General features: G+C 45.3%; 24 protein-coding genes. 15 read left to right on the plus strand and 9 right to left on the minus strand.

The features are described 5' to 3' along the window. The first annotated feature begins 125 nt into the window (after window positions 1-125). From QNH15_RS08375 to QNH15_RS08395, 5 genes are all read left to right on the plus strand, one after another. Window positions 126-1,376 carry an MFS transporter gene (locus tag QNH15_RS08375; protein WP_283894007.1) on the plus strand — a complete coding sequence of 417 codons (1,251 nt, stop codon included), beginning with the start codon at window positions 126-128 and terminating at the stop codon, window positions 1,374-1,376. Between the two features lie 72 nt (window positions 1,377-1,448). Further along, window positions 1,449-1,694, plus strand: a complete 246-nt coding sequence (locus tag QNH15_RS08380; protein WP_283894009.1) for a hypothetical protein — start codon at window positions 1,449-1,451, stop codon at window positions 1,692-1,694. Then, the gene (locus tag QNH15_RS08385; protein WP_283894011.1) at window positions 1,694-2,557 is read left to right on the plus strand and encodes an aminoglycoside 6-adenylyltransferase; all 864 of its coding nucleotides are present in this window, start codon (window positions 1,694-1,696) and stop codon (window positions 2,555-2,557) included. Before QNH15_RS08380 ends, QNH15_RS08385 begins: the two co-directional genes overlap by 1 nt. A 49-nt stretch (window positions 2,558-2,606) precedes the next feature. Next, entirely contained in the window at window positions 2,607-3,569 is a 963-nt protein-coding gene (locus tag QNH15_RS08390) for an aldo/keto reductase (protein WP_283894013.1), read from the plus strand. Between the two features lie 63 nt (window positions 3,570-3,632). Continuing rightward, window positions 3,633-4,148 carry a GNAT family N-acetyltransferase gene (locus QNH15_RS08395; RefSeq protein ID WP_283894014.1) on the plus strand — a complete coding sequence of 172 codons (516 nt, stop codon included), beginning with the start codon at window positions 3,633-3,635 and terminating at the stop codon, window positions 4,146-4,148. Between the two features lie 39 nt (window positions 4,149-4,187). Here QNH15_RS08395 and QNH15_RS08400 read toward each other — a convergent pair whose 3' ends face one another. The 3 genes from QNH15_RS08400 to QNH15_RS08410 form a co-directional block, all read right to left on the minus strand. Further along, on the minus strand, window positions 4,188-4,376 hold the full coding sequence (locus QNH15_RS08400) for a hypothetical protein (protein WP_283894015.1): 189 nt from the start codon (window positions 4,374-4,376) through the stop codon (window positions 4,188-4,190). Between the two features lie 71 nt (window positions 4,377-4,447). Then, window positions 4,448-4,855: a competence protein ComJ gene (gene comJ / locus QNH15_RS08405; protein WP_283894016.1), complete on the minus strand. Its 408-nt coding sequence runs from the start codon at window positions 4,853-4,855 to the stop codon at window positions 4,448-4,450. Window positions 4,856-4,897: 42 nt separating this feature from the next. Further along, on the minus strand, window positions 4,898-5,332 hold the full coding sequence (locus tag QNH15_RS08410) for a NucA/NucB deoxyribonuclease domain-containing protein (RefSeq protein ID WP_283894017.1): 435 nt from the start codon (window positions 5,330-5,332) through the stop codon (window positions 4,898-4,900). Between the two features lie 270 nt (window positions 5,333-5,602). On the opposite strand from QNH15_RS08410, the gene QNH15_RS08415 reads away from it, so the two are divergent. Beyond that, window positions 5,603-6,109: a GNAT family N-acetyltransferase gene (locus QNH15_RS08415; RefSeq protein ID WP_347343375.1), complete on the plus strand. Its 507-nt coding sequence runs from the start codon at window positions 5,603-5,605 to the stop codon at window positions 6,107-6,109. 22 nt (window positions 6,110-6,131) lie between these two features. Here QNH15_RS08415 and QNH15_RS08420 read toward each other — a convergent pair whose 3' ends face one another. Continuing rightward, the gene (locus QNH15_RS08420) at window positions 6,132-7,043 is read right to left on the minus strand and encodes a DMT family transporter (RefSeq protein WP_283894019.1); all 912 of its coding nucleotides are present in this window, start codon (window positions 7,041-7,043) and stop codon (window positions 6,132-6,134) included. A gap of 143 nt (window positions 7,044-7,186) precedes the next feature. On the opposite strand from QNH15_RS08420, the gene QNH15_RS08425 reads away from it, so the two are divergent. The 4 genes from QNH15_RS08425 to QNH15_RS08440 all read left to right on the plus strand — a co-directional run bounded on the left by QNH15_RS08425 (window position 7,187) and on the right by QNH15_RS08440 (window position 11,068). Beyond that, window positions 7,187-7,744, plus strand: a complete 558-nt coding sequence (locus tag QNH15_RS08425; protein ID WP_283894021.1) for a GNAT family N-acetyltransferase — start codon at window positions 7,187-7,189, stop codon at window positions 7,742-7,744. Between the two features lie 188 nt (window positions 7,745-7,932). Then, window positions 7,933-9,258 carry a GntP family permease gene (locus QNH15_RS08430; RefSeq protein ID WP_283894023.1) on the plus strand — a complete coding sequence of 442 codons (1,326 nt, stop codon included), beginning with the start codon at window positions 7,933-7,935 and terminating at the stop codon, window positions 9,256-9,258. 143 nt (window positions 9,259-9,401) lie between these two features. Beyond that, window positions 9,402-9,896, plus strand: coding sequence for an Lrp/AsnC family transcriptional regulator (locus QNH15_RS08435; RefSeq protein WP_283894024.1), 495 nt, complete (start codon window positions 9,402-9,404; stop codon window positions 9,894-9,896). Beyond that, complete coding sequence (locus tag QNH15_RS08440; protein WP_283894025.1) at window positions 9,893-11,068, plus strand: aminotransferase; 1,176 nt, start codon at window positions 9,893-9,895, stop codon at window positions 11,066-11,068. Before QNH15_RS08435 ends, QNH15_RS08440 begins: the two co-directional genes overlap by 4 nt. Before the next feature lie 45 nt (window positions 11,069-11,113). Here the strand turns inward: QNH15_RS08440 and QNH15_RS08445 are convergent, their stop codons facing one another. From QNH15_RS08445 to QNH15_RS08460, 4 genes are all read right to left on the minus strand, one after another. Beyond that, complete coding sequence (locus tag QNH15_RS08445) at window positions 11,114-11,980, minus strand: NAD(P)-dependent oxidoreductase (protein WP_283894026.1); 867 nt, start codon at window positions 11,978-11,980, stop codon at window positions 11,114-11,116. Between the two features lie 102 nt (window positions 11,981-12,082). Beyond that, window positions 12,083-12,766, minus strand: a complete 684-nt coding sequence (locus QNH15_RS08450) for a DUF2642 domain-containing protein (RefSeq protein ID WP_283894027.1) — start codon at window positions 12,764-12,766, stop codon at window positions 12,083-12,085. 16 nt (window positions 12,767-12,782) lie between these two features. Next, window positions 12,783-14,111 (minus strand): arsenic transporter, encoded by a 1,329-nt coding sequence (locus QNH15_RS08455; protein ID WP_283895504.1) that lies wholly within the window; start codon window positions 14,109-14,111, stop codon window positions 12,783-12,785. Between the two features lie 204 nt (window positions 14,112-14,315). Next, complete coding sequence (locus QNH15_RS08460) at window positions 14,316-15,302, minus strand: NAD(P)H-dependent flavin oxidoreductase (RefSeq protein WP_283894028.1); 987 nt, start codon at window positions 15,300-15,302, stop codon at window positions 14,316-14,318. 171 nt (window positions 15,303-15,473) lie between these two features. Between QNH15_RS08460 and QNH15_RS08465 the strand changes: the two genes are divergently transcribed. The 5 genes from QNH15_RS08465 (at window position 15,474) to QNH15_RS08485 (ending at window position 19,882) form a co-directional block, all read left to right on the plus strand. Beyond that, window positions 15,474-16,397: a TIGR01777 family oxidoreductase gene (locus tag QNH15_RS08465; RefSeq protein WP_283894030.1), complete on the plus strand. Its 924-nt coding sequence runs from the start codon at window positions 15,474-15,476 to the stop codon at window positions 16,395-16,397. 94 nt (window positions 16,398-16,491) lie between these two features. Beyond that, on the plus strand, window positions 16,492-17,397 hold the full coding sequence (locus tag QNH15_RS08470; protein ID WP_283894031.1) for an ABC transporter ATP-binding protein: 906 nt from the start codon (window positions 16,492-16,494) through the stop codon (window positions 17,395-17,397). After that, window positions 17,397-18,134, plus strand: coding sequence for an ABC transporter permease (locus tag QNH15_RS08475; RefSeq protein ID WP_283894032.1), 738 nt, complete (start codon window positions 17,397-17,399; stop codon window positions 18,132-18,134). The genes QNH15_RS08470 and QNH15_RS08475 overlap by 1 nt, the downstream gene beginning before the upstream one ends. 6 nt (window positions 18,135-18,140) lie before the next feature. Then, window positions 18,141-19,280, plus strand: coding sequence for a sensor histidine kinase (locus QNH15_RS08480; RefSeq protein ID WP_283894034.1), 1,140 nt, complete (start codon window positions 18,141-18,143; stop codon window positions 19,278-19,280). Next, window positions 19,277-19,882, plus strand: coding sequence for a response regulator transcription factor (locus QNH15_RS08485; protein ID WP_283894036.1), 606 nt, complete (start codon window positions 19,277-19,279; stop codon window positions 19,880-19,882). Before QNH15_RS08480 ends, QNH15_RS08485 begins: the two co-directional genes overlap by 4 nt. Window positions 19,883-19,921: 39 nt before the next feature. Here the strand turns inward: QNH15_RS08485 and QNH15_RS08490 are convergent, their stop codons facing one another. Beyond that, window positions 19,922-20,278: a hypothetical protein gene (locus tag QNH15_RS08490; protein WP_283894038.1), complete on the minus strand. Its 357-nt coding sequence runs from the start codon at window positions 20,276-20,278 to the stop codon at window positions 19,922-19,924. Window positions 20,279-20,364: the final 86 nt, after the last annotated feature.

Consider the following 20,364-nt stretch of genomic DNA (forward strand, 5'->3'; position numbering starts at 1 on the left):
GATAGGATTCAGTTTGGCCTTTTATGGTTTGCCCAAAAGGAAACATACGATGAACCCGTGTGTTCTCTGCCTTTTTTGCGGCATAAGAGCCTCCTGTCCAGAAAAACGGATCAGGAGGTTTTTTTATGAACGCAAATACAGTCCAAGAAAAAGCGGGCATGGGTGCCCTGTTTCAAAATAGGGTTGTACGCACTATTCTTCTGTCGGTGTTCTTTCTTCAGATTGGAATCTGGGTAAGGAACTATTCCATATTGCTATATGTCATTGAAAAGACCAATGAAAACCCAGTAGCCGTTTCTTTAATATCCGTGGCCGAGTTTGCCCCGATCTTTCTCTTTTCTTTTATCGGAGGAACATTTGCTGACCGGTGGAAGCCGAAACGGACGATGGTATGGTGTGACCTGTTAAGCGCCATCTCTGTTTTCATGGTTTTATTGACGCTGCTGTTCGGCAGCTGGAAGGTCATTTTCTTTGCAACACTTGTTTCTTCCATCCTTTCGCAGTTTTCCCAGCCATCCGGGATGAAGCTGTTTAAGATTCACGTGCCTTCTGAGCTGGTCCAAATGGGTATGTCGATGTATCAGACCATTTTTGCGTTGTTTATGATTCTTGGTCCCATCGTGGGAACGTTCGTCTACCAGCATTTTGGCATCATGACAGCCATAGGGGTGATGGGCGTCGCATTCTTGTTATCCGCTGCCATTCTCCTGATGCTTCCCGCCGACCGTACAGAAAAAGAAAGCACGGAAAAAACAACATTGGTGGAAGAGATGAAAGACGGGTTTCGTTATGTGCTGAAAAGCCGGCCGCTGACACTGCTTGGCGGATGTTTCGCGGCAGCTGGCTTAGCGATCGGCCTTACACAGCCGCTCGGTGTCTTTATCATCACTGAACGTCTTGGTCTTCCAAAGGAGGAGCTTCAGTGGCTGATGGCTGCTTTTGGCATCGGAATGATTCTCGGTGGGGGAATCACCATGGCCCTTTCCAAAAAAATGCTGCCGCAGGTATTGCTGGCCATCGGATTGGCTGCAAGTGCGATTGGTTTTATAGGGATGGGGTTGTCCACGTTCTTTTGGCTTACGCTGTTCGCCCAGTTCTTTTCCGGGTTGTTCATGCCGTGCATCCACATTGGAATCAACACCATGATTCTGCAGAATACGGAAGAAGCCTTTATCGGGCGTGTGAACGGAATACTGAACCCGCTGTTTATGGGAGCGATGGTCATTACCATGTCAGCCGCCGGCTGGATGAAAACGCATTTGTCCATTGTCCTGATCTACCAACTGGGTGCGATTCTTCTGTTTGTGGGAGTGGTTACCTTGCTTCCAATTATGAAAAAACGCATCATCCAGCAGGATATCAAGGGAGAACTATAGAAAAATGGAACGCCTGGATCTTTGTCCGGGCGTTTTTTACAAATGCAGACTGTGAGATAAGGGGTGTGCACGATGAAGCACGATCAGTTATATAAAGTTTGGATTTGGTTGTTCGTTTCTACTATTGGCATTGGATTGCTTACAGTATGGATCGATACACCCTGGATCAAAAAAGGGTTATGGGGGGTTCTCGTCCTTTTCAGTCTGGCAGTGAGCATCACGATATTTCCCAAATCAGAAAATCGTAAAAAAAAGCGGTCTAAAGTGATTGATATAAAAGAAATTCAAAAAAGAAAAGTAAATAAGGAGCTCGAATAATGCTGGAGAAACTACAATCCTTTGCAAAAAAAGAAGAAGAGATCAGGGCAATGATCCTGAACGGCTCCCGGGTGGATGAAAAGGTGGAACCGGATATTTTCCAGGATTATGACGTGGTCTGTCTAACGACGGACGTAGCTTTATATCGCGAAAACCGGCAATGGATCAAGCAGTTTGGCGAAATTATGATCATGCAGACACCCGATGATATGGGAATAAGCAGCTCAGAGGAAAAGACAGGAAAGTTCACGTTTCTGCTTCAATTTGAAAATGGTGAGCGGCTGGACATCACCTTTTTTCCGGTGGACAACTTACATAGCATGCAGCATGAAAGTTTAAGCAAGGTTATGCTCGATAAGGATGGTTTGCTTGATGAATTGCCGCCTCCAAGCAATAAAGATTATGTTACCCTTCCTCCACTGGAAAAGGAATTTAGCGATTGCTGCAACGAATTCTGGTGGGTAAGCACGTATATCGCGAAAGGGTTGTGGCGAAACGAGCTGCCGTACGCTAAAGCGATGTTTGAAGGTCCGGTACGTGCTATGCTGATTCTTATGCTTCGCTGGCACATTGGCCAAAAGGACAATTTCTCTGTGGATTCAGGAAAGTCAGGCAAGTACTTTAATAACTACCTGGAAAAAGAGGTATGGAATCAATTTGTGAAGACCTATCCGGATGGGGACTATGAACACATGTGGGATGCTCTCTTTGAAATGGGGAGCCTGTTCCGGAAGCTTGCCCGCGGGTTGGCAGACGATCTTGGCTTTTCCTATAACGAGGAAAAGGATGCCAGGGTGACGGCTCATTTAGAGCACGTTCGGAGACTCCCTTCAGATGCCAAATCCATTTATCCAGACAAATAATTTAAACATTCTGAACAATTATGGTAGAACAGAAGTAAGAGGTGATAGCATGCAATATAAAAAACTGGGTAAGACAGGGCTGGATGTGTCGTCCATTTGTTTGGGTACTATGGCTTTTGGACGCTGGATTGACGAGGAAGCGTCTCGTAACATCCTCTATCAGGCGATAGAAGAAGGGATTAATTTTATCGATACCGCCAACTATTACGGCAAGGGGCAGGACACGGAAGTACCCTATGGGACGGGCGAATCAGAAGAAATCATCGGCCGGGCACTGAAGGGAAAAAGAGAAGAGGTCGTATTGGCAACAAAGGTTGGCATACGCATGGGTCATGGCAAAAATGAATCAGGTCTCTCAAGGTCACACATCCTGAAGGAAATTGACAGATCCCTTCAACGATTGCAGACTGATTATATCGATTTATATCAGGTTCATTTGTTCGATCCGAATACGCCGCTTGAAGAAACATTGCGAGCGCTTGATGATGTTGTCCGGAGCGGAAAAGTACGCTACATCGGCTGCTCCAACTATGCGGCATGGCAGATCATGAAAGCACACGCAATCAGTGAAAAAATGAATCTCGAAAAATATGTTTCCGTGCAGCCGCAGTATAACTTGCTGTCAAGGGAAATTGAGCAGGAGATGCTCCCGTTTTGCGAGTCTGAAGGAGTAGGGGTCATGGTATACAGTCCCTTGGCCAGAGGAATGCTTTCAGGCAAATACAAAAGCAAAGATGATACCCCGCTGGAAAGCCGTGCAGCCAAGGGAGAACGGCTCATCCAAAACTATTTCACGGAACGGAATTTCGAGCTTGTGAGCAAATACCGTGAACTGGCGGGAAAGAATGAGGTCAGCTTGTCTCAATTTGCACTGTCCTGGGTGCTGAATCAGCCGGCAGTAACATCCGCCATTGTCGGAGCAAGCAAACTGTACCATGTCACAGATGCAGTGAAAATCAGTGACTGGAAGTGGCCAGATGAATTATTAAATGAAGTAGAGAACATAAACTAGTTAAAGAGGAACATAGGAATGAAATTTAAAAAATTTCCCGAAATAGAAACCAGGCGGCTATACATGCGAAAGATGACAGTGGAAGATGCGCCAGCAGTTCTAAGTATTTATTCCGATCCGTTGGTGGTAAAAGATATGGGAGAAGAGCCTCTCAAAAATATGAGTGAGGCAGAAGAAATGATTACCTTCATGAACGATTTGTTTGATAACAACAACGCCTTCCGTTGGGGAATCATTCGCAAGGAAGATGATATGCTCATCGGTTCATGCGGCTACAACGGCTGGGAAACGGTCCGGGGTTCAAGGGGAGAGATCGCCTATGATCTTGGCCGGAAGTACTGGCGGCAGGGGTATATGACAGAGACAATAAATAAAATGATAGAGTTCGGCTTCTGTAAAATGAATCTTTATCGATTGGAAGCTTTTACGAATGTTGATGCGTTGCCATCCATGAATCTCCTTGATAAGGCAGGGTTCAGGCAGGACGGTATTCTTCGCGGATATGCATCGTTTCATGGTCAATTTTGTGATCAGCGGGTCTATTCCCTGCTGAAACCGGATTGGGAGAAAACGAAATAGAAAGATAAACGGCCCGCTAGTTAAACTGTAGTGGGCCGTTTATATGCCTAAATTGTTATTGTTGTTGTTTTTGGCTTGATGCAACGCCCCTTCCCGAATCGCATTTCCCTCGTCAGTGATGTGTTGATGATTATGATTCATATTAATATTCTTTTTTCCTTTCCGCTCCAGGATCAAGGTGAAGAATAGGAGAATGGCTACTGGAGAAAACACAATGATCCAAATCATCCACTTTCTCCTCCTCCACATTTAATTATTTATCTACTCATCTTATTCGGAAACCAACAGGGGGATTCTTTTTAGCTCTTGGTTGGTATAAACTGCAGATCATATTTTACCTTAAATAAACCATTCGCTTTTGGAGTTTCCAGGGGGGTGGCATCCACGTAGAGTGTATAAGCTCCTTTAGGGACAGAAAACTCCAGAGGGTTCGCGCCAACACTTGAGACCATGATTCCTTCTTCATCTGCCGAAAAAGGGAGGGAGAAGGTGCGCGTTGAGCCAGATGGTTTTTCATAGCGGGAAGGGGAGAAAACATTGATTTCACATTTGTAATCCGCGATAGCTTCAAATGAGATCACGCCATCTTTTTCAATATAGCCGTGCTGAATATCGGCATCTGTCCAGTCTAAGAAAGGTTTTTCAGTTCCTTTGTTGTATACAATTAATTGGGAATACGAAACGGTTAGTTCATTCACCATTAGCATGTGTGCCTCCTTAACGTCATCCAGGATTATTGTTTTATTACCTTATTGAACAATAAACAAAACCTTTGTGCCGTCAGGATAGTTTTCCACTTGATTGCCTACCCAGGCTCCTGCTCCGCGGTTATCAGAAGGAGAGATGTAGCGGATGTCTGCTCCGTATCCGCCTTCTTCACACATGGCCATTGGCCATTCATCCCGGTCGTATCCGGTTTTTGTTGGATAGCCGGCTAGTGATTCTTCTCTTCGCTGGTCTGCTCCATCGCGATCAATGGTACAAACAGCGGGATGGCCCGCAGCAATGGCATCACGAATGTGATCCCCAGTTTCCGGATACCGTGATAATGGGAAGTATAAGGTCTGGTCATAAGCGGCAGCTGCGTGTACGGACTGTGTTTCTTTTTCTACCGGCAGTTGATCAATTCCCGACAGGATGCCACATGCGGCAAGAATACTGAACAATAACGCTTTAAGTTTCATAACGATCCCTCCTTGGTTAATTGCTTGCCATTTAATTGTAGAGGGAGTTTGTTACACATATTGGAGAATTAGATTAAGGGATTATGTTAAAAATTGGGTCAGATGGAAGTTGACCCTGTTTTCGGCATCAATAGCAGGGTAGAGAGAACCAGCAGGTATAGGAAGAAAGTCAGGAACTTAAGTGTTCTTTTCTGGAGTATCTTGTTTGGACAATGGTGCTTCCGACAATGACCCAGTATACGTAAATGTTAATTTTTAAAAGGAGGAGAAATGATGAAAATCCGCTTACTTACTGCGTCAGATGCAGAAGAATATTGGAAATTAAGGCTCGAGGCGCTCATGTTTTCACCGGAGGCCTTTGCCTCCAGCTATGAAGATGCTGTGAAAAGGAAGAATGCGATTGAGCAGGTTAAGGAAAATTTTAAGGCGGAAGGAAGTTATACCTTTGGAGCATTCTCAGATGATGTCATGATTGGCATGGTTACACTGGTTCAGGAGAGTTACAAAAAGATGAGCCACAAAGCGAATATCTTTGCCATGTATGTGACTTCGCGCAGCCGGGGGCAGGGGACTGGTAAAGCCTTAATGCATGCTGCGATCTCCAAAGCAAATGAAATGGAAGGCGTTGAGAAGCTGAACCTTACCGTTGTATCAAGCAATGACAAGGCAAAAAAACTGTATGAGCGATTAGGATTTACTGCTTATGGAACGGAAACAAGAGCCTTGCAGGTAGATGGCGTTTTCTATAATGAAGATCATATGGAATTGTTTGTCTAAAATGAAAAGGAGGCATCCGGAGTTAGCGGGATGCCTCTTTTTTCTGTATGGTGGTGATTGTTTCTTTATTTCTCTTTTTTTTCGAAGACAGGTATACTCCTGCAAAAATGATAAGCAATCCTACGATCAGGTTTGGTGTGACAGGCTCCTTGAGGAGAACATAGCCCCAGATCATGGCACTTGCCGGAATCAAGTACGTCACCGTGGCGGCGAACTCCGGACTGCCGTTTTTATTCAAATAAAAATAAATGAGCTGTCCGAGTCCGGAACCGAGACAACCGAGACCCAGAACCGCGAGTATAGGTTTAGGCTCAAGCAGTTGTCCAATATGAACCGGTTCTGTCAGCAAGACACCGACAAGGCCGGTAGCCGCTCCTGTAAGCAGCGTGAAAAATGTAATCGTGACCACGCCTACACCAGACAAATACCGCTTTGTGAGCTGCCCGGATAAACCGTAGCAAATGGCAGCAAGGACCATGGTGCCGATTCCGACAAATTGGGTGCCGAACAGATGGCCGATTTGAAAATCCATAAGAACCAATATGCCAAAAAAGCCAATAAGGATACCCATCCACTGCTGTTTGTTCAATCGGTAGGAAAAAAGGAAAAAACCAATCAATCCGGTCCAAATGGGAGTGGTGGCATTTAAGATGGAGGCGGTATTGGACTGTATAACGGTCTCACTCAGGGAGATCAGCCCCCATGCCAGGCCGCAGTTGAAAAATCCTGTGATCAATAGCCATTTAATCGGAAGTTTTTTAGTAGAATCGGTTGTTTTTCTTAATACTAAGGGTAAAAGAATAATGGCACCAGCCAAGGTGCGAATAAAAACGACTCCCCATATGCCAGCTGGTTCCAGCAGCCATTTCATAAAGACAAAGGAGAGTCCCCAGATCAGGCTTAAACCGATCAGAGCTCCATACAAACGAATCATGTTCTTCCTTCTCTCTTTTAGGTATTAACTTATATATCCTAATGGAAAAAATTAAAAAAGGAAAGGACCCTGGTCTTTTTTACAAGGAACCCTGTGGTGGTGTAAAATGAGAGGATTCTAGTACGTGCAGGAGGGACTTCTTAGTGGTACGACCTTTAATCCTCGAAAAGACAACTGACCGCCTCCTTATCCGGCCCTATTTTGTTCATGATTATTCCAATTGGTGTGCTTCGTATGAAAGCTGTGGTAAAGCCCGCAACCCATTCGATGAAGGTAATATGGATATGTCTGATTTTACTCATTCATGGTTCGATCAGATGGTGAAAATACACCAACTTGCAATGGAACATGATAATGCCTATATTTTGGGTGTATTCAAAAAAAGCGATGGCAGCCACATTGGTGTGTTGGATATATCCACATTGTTACGGGACGGATTTCAGTGGGGCAGAATTGGTTATACTATTCTAAATCCATACTGGGGGAATGGTTATGGGCAGGAAGCGGTAAAGGGTGTGCTGAATTTGGCGTTCTCGCAGCTCGGATTCCACCGGATTGAAGCACATATTCATCCGGACAATGTTCCCTCCATCCAATTGGCAACAGCTGTCGGAATGAATTATGAGTGTGTGAGGAAGGGATTTACACTGGATAATGGCAAATGGACGGATCACCTTATTTACTACAAAAATGACACCTAGGAGAGGCCGAAGCCCGGCCTTTCCTGATCAGGTAAAAAAATCCATAGAGCAAACGGGTAGGCAAACGTTATCTTTTTTTGTTAAGATAAACAAAGTGAAATTTTAAAGTGCTACTTTTTTCATGGGAATGAGGTAGTGGGAAGCCGAACTTTCATATGAAAGGGGTTTCTAAGAAAGGTGGAAAGAAGTTGGACGCTTATTTGCTTATTATTACTTTAGCAGCCATTGCCCTTGTTATTGTCGGGGTTTCTGTTTTTAAGTGGCATGCGTTTATCAGTTTAACCGTCGCCAGTTTATTCCTGGCCCTTACAGCCGGTCTGTCACTTGACAAGATTGTAAGCGCGTACGAAACCGGGGTAGGAGGAGTCCTTGGACACCTTGTTGGAATTCTGGCGCTCGGAACGATTCTTGGGAAGATGATGGCTGAGTCAGGCGCCGGTATGCAGGTCGCCGATTTTTTTGTCCGTAAATTCGGTGTGAAAAAATTGCCTTGGGCCATGCTGTTCTCCGGATTTGTTATCGGAATCCCCGTTTTCTTTGAAGTAGGGATCTTGATTGTATTGCCGCTCGTGATTTCGATTCAAAAGACCACAAAACAAAACATTCTTCTGATTGCGCTTCCTGTGATCGCAGGTTTGTCCATTGTTCACGGATTGGTTCCTCCACATCCGGGTGCACTTACTGCAATCAGCATTTATAAAGCAAACCTTGGTCATGTTTTAATTTACTCTCTGATTATCGCCATTCCGGCAGCCATTATCGCAGGGCCGCTTTTTGCGAAATGGGTGCACAAACGTGTGGTTCCTCAAGGGGAGCCGGAATTGATTCGTTTCAATACAAACTATAAGAAACTTCCGAGCACTGGGATTTCGTTTTTTATCATTTTGCTGCCCGTTATCCTTATGGTTCTTGCTGCAGTCGCTCCTTACATGTCCATGCCAAAGGGATTTGAGAAATTTTTAGCCTTTATCGGAAGCCCGGTAATTGCCCTCTTGATCTCTGTTTTTGCGGCATTCTACTTCCTGGGCATCCGTCAGGGAATGGATAAAAATATGCTGAGAAAGTTTTCGGAAGACAGCTTGCTTCCTGTAGGTTCCATTATTTTGATCATTGGGGCCGGCGGAGGATTTAAACAGGTTCTCATCGACAGCGGTGTCGGCGATACGATCGGCCAAATGTCGGAGAACTTGTCACTTTCCCCGCTTGTTTTGGCTTTCTTGATTGCGGGTCTTATCCGGATTGCAACCGGTTCAGCGACCGTTGCGCTGACCACGGCCGCCGGAATTGTATCACCAATTATCGAGCATATGTCCGGGGTTAACCTTGAGCTGCTAGTTATTGCAACCGGAGCAGGTTCCTTGATGTTCTCCCACGTTAATGATGCCGGTTTTTGGATGGTTAAGGAGTATCTTGGATTGACCGTTAATGAAACGTTCAAAACGTGGACAGTCCTTGAGACCCTGCTTTCTGTTGTCGCCTTTGCGGGCGCGCTGATTCTCAATGCGTTTATTTAACTGACAGTAACAAGCCGCCAAAGATTAAGGCGGCTTGTTTTGTTTTTCGCACGTATACGGTAAAGGATGAAAAAAACTAATGGCGCAAACCTCAGGATTTGTTATAATGTTCATCATATTATATTGCAAAGCGAGTGATAGAAATGGATGTGAAGGAACGGGAATTGCTGCAGCTTATTGAAAAAAACGGCCGCCTTGAAAATTCAACCATTGCAAGATTAATGGGGATCTCTGAAGACGAAACGAAACAAATGATAGAAAAGCTTGAGAAAGAAAAAGTGATTCTTGGATATTCTGCCATCATCAATTGGACAAAGGGCACCGATGAGGGTGCGGTAACAGCCATGATCGATGTTAAAGTAACGCCAAAGCGGGGAGTAGGATTCGATAAAGTAGCGGAGAGAATCTATCGTTTTCCAGAAGTGAAAGCGGTCTATCTCATGTCCGGCGTTTATGATTTGTCGGTATCCATTGAAGGAAAGACGATGGCAGAGGTTGGACGGTTTGTCTCTGAGAAATTGTCTACTCTGGATTCTGTTCTTTCGACAACAACTCATTTCATTTTGAAAAAGTACAAGCATGATGGTCTTGTGTTCAGCGAAAATGAAGAAGATAAACGAATTGTGGTGTCGCCATGATTACCGAACAGCGATCTAAGTATTTGTCTGATTCTGTACAATCCATACAGCCATCGGGAATCCGCCGTTTTTTCGATCTGGCTTCTTCCATGGAAAATGTCATTTCACTTGGTGTGGGTGAACCGGATTTTGTGACACCATGGAACGTAATTGAAGCGAGTTACCATTCATTGGAGCAAGGGTATACCGCATATACAGCCAATGCCGGGTTGCTTGAACTGCGAAAAGAAATCACCCGGTACATGAGGCGGCGCTTTGGGGTGACTTACAATGCGGAAAATGAGATGGTCGTCACGGTAGGGGCTTCACAGGCGATTGATATTGCACTGCGTGCAGTGGTCAATCCTGGCGAAGAAGTGATTGTTGTGGAACCGAGCTTTGTTTCCTATGCTCCGACCGTAACGCTGGCTGGAGGGGTGCCTGTGCCGGTACACACATACAGCCAAAACGATTTCAAGCTTCAGCCGGAACATATCGAGGAGGCTGTGACTGAAAAGACAAAGGCCATCCTGTTATGCAGCCCGAACAATCCAACCGGTACCGTGCTGTCCAAGACAGATTTGCAAAAGATTGCGGAAGTGGTGGAAAAGCATGACCTGCTCGTTATTTCTGATGAAATTTATGCGGAGCTGACATATGACGAACCGTATACGAGTTTTCCTTCTGTAGGAAACATGCGGGAAAGAACTATCTTGATCTCCGGATTTTCAAAAGCATTCGCCATGACCGGCTGGCGGTTGGGCTTTGCCTGCGGACCAAAGGACATCCTGCAGGCCATGCTCAAAATCCATCAGTATACGATGATGTGCGCACCAACGATGGCCCAGCATGCTGCACTGGAAGCATTAGTCAACGGACAAAAAGATGTCATCAGGATGAAGGAAAGCTACCGCCAGCGAAGAAGCCTCGTAACCCATGCTCTCGAAGAGATGGGGCTCTCATGCCATATACCGGGCGGTGCCTTTTATGTATTTCCTTCTATTAAGAGTACAGGGCTCTCCTCAGAAGAATTTGCGGAACAGCTGTTACTGAAAGAACAGGTCGCTGTCGTTCCAGGAAGTGTGTTTGGTGAAAGTGGAGAAGGGCATATCCGATGTTCTTACGCCACATCCATCGCCAAGCTCGAGGAAGCAATGAACCGGATTAAGCGGTTTATTGAAAACACGGAATAAGGGTAAAGAAAAGCACCGATCCAAGAAGGATTCGGTGCTTTTCGCTTATTTATGCGGCGTACGCAAAAATTCATAGATGGCGGAGAAATCCTCTTTCCCCAGTCCGTATTGATTGGCCAAACTATACATTTCTTTTGTTACATTTGCAATGGGAAGGGAGCTTCCGTTCTGATAGGCTTCGCTTGCAATGAGATTTAAGTCTTTTTGAATATGCTCCAGTGGAAATTCGGTATCATATTGATTGGTTAGGAGCTTGTTCTTTTTACCGCCGATAAAGGCCCCGGTGGTCGGCCCTCCAATCAATGTGTTAAGGATGGTTTCTTTTTCAAGCCCGAGAGACTCTCCGAAATTGAGAGCTTCGGCAAAAACGGCCATGGACTGCGCGAGTGTCAGATTCACCACGAGTTTCATCGATGTACCGCTGCCATGCTCTCCCTGGTGATGAATGGCTTTGCCCATTACATTCAGGTACGTACGGACTTCTTCCAGAACCCCTGCGTCTCCCCCCACATGGAATACCAATTCCCCATTTTCTGCAGGCTTTAGCGATCCGGCGACAGGGGCATCCAAAAAGCGGATATCAAATCGGCGGGCTTCATCGGCCATCTGTCTTGAAAAACCGGGATTAACCGTGCTGCAGTCCACCCAGATGGAATCCTTGGGAAGGTGCTGTAAAAATCCTTCATCACCCAAAGCGACAGTTTCTACCGCTTTCGGATTGGTAAGCATGGTAAACAGTACGGTGGATTGCCTCGCTGTTTCCGCTGGGCTTTCTCCCCACACTGCGCCATTGTTGAGCAGGTCCTGGGCTTTTTCTTTGGTACGGTTGTAAATGACCAGTTCGTTTCCAGCCGAAAGCAGGTTGGCTGCCATCCGGCTTCCCATAATACCTAATCCAATAAATCCAATCATGAAATCCCTCCTTGTATGCTCCTATTTTAACGTGAGCGTCCATGGACCGCTAATAATCAGTCTCCAAAAAAAACACCGATTCTAGGGAATCGATGAACAAAATCATAAGGTATATATGATTTTAATGTGCTGAAGGTTCCAATAAACGGTGTCGCCTTCAGCATTTACAAGGGCGATTTTCTGTTCAAACACTTTTTTCAGCAATCCTGTTTTTTGCAGATGATCTCCTAAATCAAGAACGACCATTTGATCTTCAAGTTTTTTGCATTGTTCTTCAAAGCTTCGCGACAAAGGTAAGGAGTGATGGCTGACTGGCAGTTTTGCGGTGCTTAAGGTGTAAGGGGTAACAGAGTTATTGTAGGGAATCAGCCATTTCAGATGGCTGAGGGTGATAAACATGGTTTTATAAACAGGCGAGTAAAAAACAAAGTAATCATTCATCAGGCTGGTAATATAGCCATGAAGTGTTTTATCTCCCGTTACATAAATTTTGACAAAGCGCCCTTTTGCATTCATGAGAATTTTCCGGAAGGACACTCTGTCTGTGTGGTGGTCGATGGGTGCCTGGATATCCACAGCATATTCTTCTTGTATAAATTCATTTGTTTTTCGAAGATTGTGCACGTGAATGGAAGGAATATAAAGATAGTCCAGTCCGTTGAAGAGTACATAGATATCCGTGCCAATATCCACTAAAATTCCCAGATGAACCTTTCCTCCTGACACCTCAATTGAAACAGGGGTATTCAAAAGATCCATATATTTAGTTGATAATTCATTATTCATTCATTTTCCTCCATAACTAAAATAACCAATGAACCCAGTAGTACAGGCAAATCAAGGTGAATACGAGGGTTGGCGGTATGACCACAATCGTTACTTTAAAGTAGTGCTTCCAGCTTAGCTTCACGTTTCCTTTTTTGAGCAAATGCATCCACATCAATGTGGCAAGTGTACCTATTGGAAGGAGCAGGGAGCCGATATCGCTGCCAATCACGTTTGCCAGGTATGCAACTTTCAAGGTAAGCGGATCCAGGCTCATGTTGGTAAGGGTTAGTGTGCCTACCATCAGGGCGGGGTGATTGTTGAATAGATTGGATAGAACACTCAGGGTACCGCCCATCAAAAGGCTCGCATACAGGTGATGTTCGGAAACAAGTGGCTTCAGAACGCCAACAAGTGCCCCCGTTAACCCGATATTATGGAGTCCATAAATGATCACATACATGCTAAAGGCAAAGATGAGAATGTGCCAGGGGGTTTTCTTGAGCATGTCCAGCGGATTAATTTTTAAATAGATCCACCGCCATACTAGGAGAACCAGAGAACCAAGCACAGCCATGACTTCAACCGGAAGGCCGACATAAGAAGCAGCAAACAGGCTGAGCCTGACACATAGCACAAACAGTAATATTTTGTACATGAACGCATTCTTGTTTTTTATCGGTGCGTCCTGGATAGGCTTCAGCGGGTGTGAGACCGGTTGTGAAAGATCGAACGTAACCTGCGGGAGGCGGCGGGGCAATGTTTTTCTGAAGTATAGAAACAACAGCAGCACCAAAAAAGCCAATCCGAGAGTTGCCGGAACAAACATCATTGCCGTATGCATATAAAGGTCCATGTGTACAATCTTTAACGCAATCAGATTTACGATATTGCTTACGCCGATGGGGGCACTTGAGGCTGTGGCAATCAAAGCGCCTGAAAGTAGGTAAGGGATCTTCTCGTGATTTTTTAAGCGGAAATGTTTAAGAAGAAGAATTAAGATCGGGGTGGTAATGAGTATACTTCCATCATTATTAAAGAAAAGGGTCATAAAAAAACAAAGCAGATTGACATTCCAGAAAAGCCGGATTCCAGAACCTTTTGACTTTTCTGCAAGCAGCTGTGCCATCCAGGTAAAAAAACCAAAGCTTTCAAGTACGATTGCCATTACAATGGTAGCTATTATGGTAATGGCAGCCCCACTGATCGTTTCTGCGATTTTTCCGAGATCCTGAAGGGATACGGAACCACATGCCAACACGATGACAGCCCCTATGGTCGCGGGGACAGCCTCGTTCATATCCAAAGGCCGCCAAAAGATAAATAGTAAGGTTAGGAGAAAGGAAAGAACAGTGACAGACACCATTATTTCAGTCAAAACTTCACTTCCTTTAAAGCAATCTTAGATGGGAAAACTAGTGAAGTTATATGCGGCAGCATGCATCACTAAGGTACATCTATACTTAAAGTATATGTGTCTAGCAAAAACCTTGTCCTAAGCCATTCACACATTTTGCTAGAAATGCGCAAATGCCCCTCAAAAAAAAGAAGCTTGCAGGAAGCTTCTTCTTTACAGGGTGCTGGTTCTTTCATTCTTTTCTAATAGACGTTCTAGGCTTCTGTCATAATCTCGTTTTAGCTCTGAGACGATTTCTTTAACAGGAGCCACTTGTTTGATGGAATTTACGCCTTGTCCGGCAGACCATATATCTTTCCATGCTTTGGCCTCCGAGGCATCAAGGTGCGAAACGTCCACTTGTTCCTTTCGTTTCAAGTGGTCAGGATCAAGACCGGCATTTCGGATACTGGGGGTAAGGTAATTGGCATTCACTCCGCTAAAAGCATCTGTGTAAACCAGGTCTTCAAAGGAAGAATCGATGAGCATGGTCTTGTAATCCGTACTGGCAAAGCTTTCTTCCGACGCGATAAAACGGGTACCCATATAAACCATGTCTGCTCCCAATGCTTCAGCAGCCAAAATATCTTGTCCATTGTTGATGCAGCCTGCCAAAATGGTGATTCCATACCAGAATTCTTTGACCGCACCCATGAAGGCGATGGGGTTTATGGTCCCGGCATGGCCGCCGGCACCATTGCAGACCAGAATCAATCCATCCACCCCTGTCTGTGCGGCTTTCCTGGCATGAACAAGATGAATGACATCAGAAAATACAAGGCCTCCGTATTGGTGAACGGTTTCAACCACTTCTCCCGGATGGCCCAGTGAAGTAATAACAACGGGAGGCTGATATTTGCCAATCAGCTCCAAGTCCTGTTTATAGCGTTTGTTGCTTTTATGTACAATAATGTTTACAGCCCAGGGAGCAACGTTACCAGGTTGGTTATCATTCTTCGCCAATTCGAGTTCTCCGGTGATCCGGAGCATCCATTCCTCGAGTATCTCACTGGTACGTGCATTTAGGAGCGGAAAGGAACCAATAATTCCTGATTTACAAGCTTCAATGACAAGCTCAGGACTTGATACAAGGAACATGGGTGCAGCGATAACAGGTAAACTCAATTTGTTTACAAAATCTTCAGTCATTTTATCCGGCATAACTATTCCTCCCTTGGTGATTAAAATGAATGAATTCTCATTCATTTTATGGATGTAAAATTGTACTTCTCTCTTTAAAGGTACTTTACGGATTTTCGGCGGTCAAGAGAAAACGCTATATTTCTATGATAGAATGGGAATATCTACTAATTTAATAGATAGGAGAATAAAATGGCCAAAAAAATCGTGCTCGCTGGAGGATCTGGGTTTTTGGGAGAAAACCTTGCTGATTACCTTCAGCATCGAAATTATGACATTGTCATTTTATCCCGACAGCCTGAGAAGGTTGAAAAGGGGATCCGTTATATCCAGTGGGATGGGCGCAGCATAAGTTCATGGGCATCAGAACTGGATGGATCCCATGCGGTGGTAAATTTTACGGGAAAGAGTGTCAATTGCATCTATACGAAAAAAAATAGAGAGGAGATTGTATCATCCCGGATTGATTCTGTTCATGTGCTGAAGGAGGCCATAGACCGTTGCAGCCGTCCTCCGCAGGCGTTTATTCAAGCTGGTTCGCTTGCGATCTTTGGAGACACCACTCTTTTGTGTGATGAAGATTCTCCGCATGGCAGCGGATTTTCGGTGGAGGTGTGCCAGCGCTGGGAAGAGGAATTCTTTAAAGAAAAGATACCGGGCACCCGTCAGGTGTTATTCAGGATCGGTTTTGCTCTGGGGAGAAACGGTGGTGCGTTTGAACCGCTGCAAAAACTGGCGTCCTTCAATCTGGGCGGAACGGTGGGTTCAGGTAAACAATACATAAGCTGGCTTCATGTGGATGATCTGAACGCAATGTTCTTGTATGCGATCGAATCTGAGCGTTTTTCAGGCATATATAATGCGACCGGTCCCCAGCCGGTAACCAATAAAGAATTTATGAAAACACTCAGGGCTGTAATGGGCAAAGGCTGGGCGCCACCCACTCCTTCTCCTTTTGTGTGGCTTGGTGCTTATACCCTATTGAGAACCGAGCCGAGCCTTGCACTTACCGGGCGGAATTGTGTGCCGTCAAGGATTGTGGAACAGGGATTTGAATTTTCGTATACAAGTCTTGAAGATGCATTCCGTGATTTACTCCAGCCCGTTTCGGAATAACATGACATTTGTCACACCATTTTAATGACACATACGACTGAGCAGCGACCTTATTTCTTCGTACAATAAAACTATCAAGTGGAGGTGGACGAAGATGAATAAGGTCGTTTCATTAAAACATGTCTCAAAGTCTTTTAAATATGAAAAAGCGGTTGATGATGTATCCTTCAGTATTCAGGCGGGTGAGATTGTTGCCATTCTTGGTCCTAATGGCGCCGGCAAAACGACAACAATCCTAATGATGCTTGGTCTCATGGAACCAGAAACGGGTTTTTCCACATTGTTTGGAAGTGATCCGAAAAGCAAAAAGGTTCGTGAAAAGATCGGGGCTATGCTTCAGGAAGTAAGTGTAATGGACGGTCTGACCTGCAGGGAAATCCTTACTCTTGTCCGTACGTATTATCCAAACCCGCTTCCGGTAGATGAACTGATCGATCTGACCGGGCTGGAAGAAAGGGATTTAAAGAAGCGGGCGGAAAAACTGTCAGGCGGACAGAAAAGAAGATTGAATTTTGCTCTTGCACTGGCGGGCGACCCGGATCTTTTGTTCTTTGATGAACCGACAGTGGGAATGGACATTTCTGCACGCAAATCGTTTTGGGATACAGTCCGACTGCTGAAGGAGCGGGGGAAAACCATCATTTTTACGACTCACTATCTTCAAGAAGCAGATGATGTAGCTGAACGGATCATCATGTTTCATAAAGGCAGAATCGTGGCCGATGGCAAGCCAGAAGCGCTGAAAAGCAAGCTTGCCAGGCAAACCGTATCATTTGTTGCTGAGAACCGTATTCCTCTTGACGAGTTTTGGAAGCTGCCAAACGTTCAGGATGTTTACCGTCGTGGAGAAAGGGTTTACATTCTTTCGGATGACTCGGATCGAGTGCTCAAAGCTCTGTTTCAGAACAAGTGGAACATCCGTAACATCCGGACGGAGCAAGGGAAGCTCGAAGAAGCGTTTGATCATCTGACACAAAGCGGCGAAAGGGAGGTAGTGTGATGAACATGTGGATTGCCCAGTGCAAAGCAGAAATTACACGAATGCTCAGGAACAAGTATTTTGTTTTTTGGTCCCTCTTCATGCCCATCCTGTTCTACTATATCTTTACAAGGGTGGTCAATACAGGGACTGCCGACCAGGAAGCCTGGCAGGCTCATTACCTGATGTCGATGACCACGTTCAGTGTCATGGGTTCATCCATTATGTCGCTCGGTATCCGGCTTGTGCAGGAGCGGACGCAAGGGTGGACACTGTACATGAGAATCACGCCGCTTTCCCACACAGCCTACTTTTTTGCAAAAATGGCCAGCCAGACGCTGATTCATCTGTTTTCCATTCTTGTTATTTTTGTCGCTGGAGTTCTGATTAATGGAGTCAGTTTGTCCACTGGCGTTTGGGTTATGAGTGTGCTCTGGATACTGGCGGCCTCCACCCCGTTTTTGGCATTGGGGACCCTCGTGGGCACGATGAGGCGTGTGGATACGGCTTCAGGTGTCAGCAATGTGGTCTACATGGTACTTGCGGTATGTGGCGGTATGTGGATGCCGGTTGAAGTTTTTCCGGATCTGATGCAGCGCATTGTTAAATGGCTGCCATCCTATAATTTCGGAAATGGTGTTTGGGATATCGCGGTCGGACACCTTCCGGCCGGAAGCAGCATTTTAATTTTAATCGGTTATACAATCATCTTTATGGTGGTATCCAACTTTATTCGAAGGAAACAGGAAGCGGTGTGATAAGAAATGAAGTGGAAGGGAAAAAAGGTGAGGATTTTTCCGGAACGATTCGGTTTTTTTCCGTATATGTTTCTTGTATATGTCAGTCTGCCTGCGTTTGCCATAGCGGTTGAATCTGGTTTGAAACTTGTCATCGGATATGGGCTTTTGCTGCTGTTTCTGCTGACCTACCGCCAGCTTTATTGCTCGGAAGGGAAGAAGCCTTTCACGTACTGGCTTGTGGTACAAATGCTGATCATCTTAGTGATGAGTTTGTTTTACAGTCCGAATAATCTGTTCATGGGCTTTTTCCCGGCAAACTTTATCGGCTGGTACAAAAAGAAACGTTCGTTTTACCTGGCGCTTGCTGCCTTTGCTGTGATGCAGACGGTGCCTCTTGTTCTGGGCATCCTGAATCAGGGCTTTAATGATATTGTGTACTTTCTTCCTTTCTTCGTTATTATGCTGATGTCCCCGTTTGGAATCCGGTCCATGAATAAGCGGCAGGAGCTGGAGAAACAGCTGAGCCAGGCGAATGAACAAATCAAGAACCTGGTGAAGAGGGAAGAGCGGATGAGAATTGCCAGAGACCTCCATGATACTCTCGGCCACACACTTTCATTAATTACACTGAAAAGCCAGCTGGTAGAAAAGCTGGTGGCCAAACAGCCGGACAGGGCTCGAACGGAAGCAAAGGAAATTGAAAAAACCTCAAGGACGGCTTTAAAGCAGGTGCGTGATCTGGTTTCTGACATGCGTGCTGTGACGGTGGCCGAAGAACTTGTCAAAGTACAATCCATACTTGAAGCGGCAGGGATTGAGTATCAGTTCAATGGAGACAGCGGGCTTGATGAAGTGCCTTATCTCTCCCAGAACATTTTAAGCTTATGTATAAAAGAAGGAGTTACCAATGTGGTCAAACATTCGAAAGGGAAAAATTGTACCATTCACATTAACCAGGATCCAGGAGAAGTGGTATTAATGATCAAGGATGACGGAGTAGGGCTGGACGAAAGAAAAAAGGATGGCAATGGCTTAAAGGGAATGGCTGAGAGGCTGGCATTGATTGAAGGAAAACTGAACGCTTATTCCAACAAAGGAACGGAACTCATCATTACCATCCCGGTTGTTGTAAAACAAAAGAAAGACGAGGCTGCACTGCTATGATACGAGTGATGATTGCCGAGGACCAGGGCATGCTGCGAGGAGCACTCGGTGCCCTTTTGGATCTTGAAGCAGATATTGAGGTTGTCGGTCAGGCGGAGAATGGGGAGAGAGCCTTGTCCCTGATTGCTTCACTGAAACCGGATGTTTGTCTTTTGGACATTGAGATGCCCTTGATGAGCGGTTTGGAAGTCGCTGAAGAACTAAAGAGAAAGAAGCTGGATTGCCGCGTTATTATTGTCACGACATTCGCTCGTCCCGGGTATTTTGAACGTGCGGTGAAGGCCGATGTGCATGGCTATTTATTAAAGGATGGATCAAGTGAAGAGCTTGCGGCATCCATAAGGAAGATCATGAAAGGCAAACGGGAATACGCCTCTGAACTGGTGTTCGGAAGTGTGCGGGGAGAAAGCAACCCACTGACCGAACGGGAAAGGGAGGTACTAAGACTAGTTGGCGAAGGAAAAACAGCCAAGGAAATTTCGAATGAGCTATTTTTATCTGCCGGGACGGTGCGAAATTATATTTCTGAAATTCTTGCCAAGCTGCAGGTGAAAAGCAGAATTGAAGCCATTACATTGGCTGAGGAAAAAGGATGGATGTAAAAAGCAACCCGATGCAAGTTTTAAGGGTTGCTTTTTTCGTTACACCCGGGTCAGCAGGTTCTCAATTTTATTTTTGGCCTCTTGTGGTGAGTCAAGCTCCAGAACGATTTTCTTGTATTCAAAATCATCGAGGTCGAGAATCAGCACGTTTTTGTGATTGGAGAAGGAAAGGAAGACCCATTCATTTTGATATAGGAAACGCCCGTGTTTTATGTTACGCGTGATGCCTGAAGTACCAATACGGAAGGCGACCGGGTTAATTTTAAAGTCCCCGACACGGACGGAGGAAATAGCGGTGAGGGGAACGGTGATTTCTTTTTTCAGTGCCGCAGCCGCTGTTAGCCCTGTGAAGGTTATGATTAAGCGGTCGCTTGCGAATTCAATATGTCTGCTCATATGAAAAACTCCTTTTTGTAACTAAGACGTATGAGGCAGCAAAAAGGTTCAGTGAATCATAAAAAAAGAGTGCCCAAAAGGCACCC

Source organism: Fictibacillus enclensis, from assembly GCF_030123385.1.
Lineage (GTDB): Bacteria > Bacillota > Bacilli > Bacillales > Fictibacillaceae > Fictibacillus_C > Fictibacillus_C enclensis.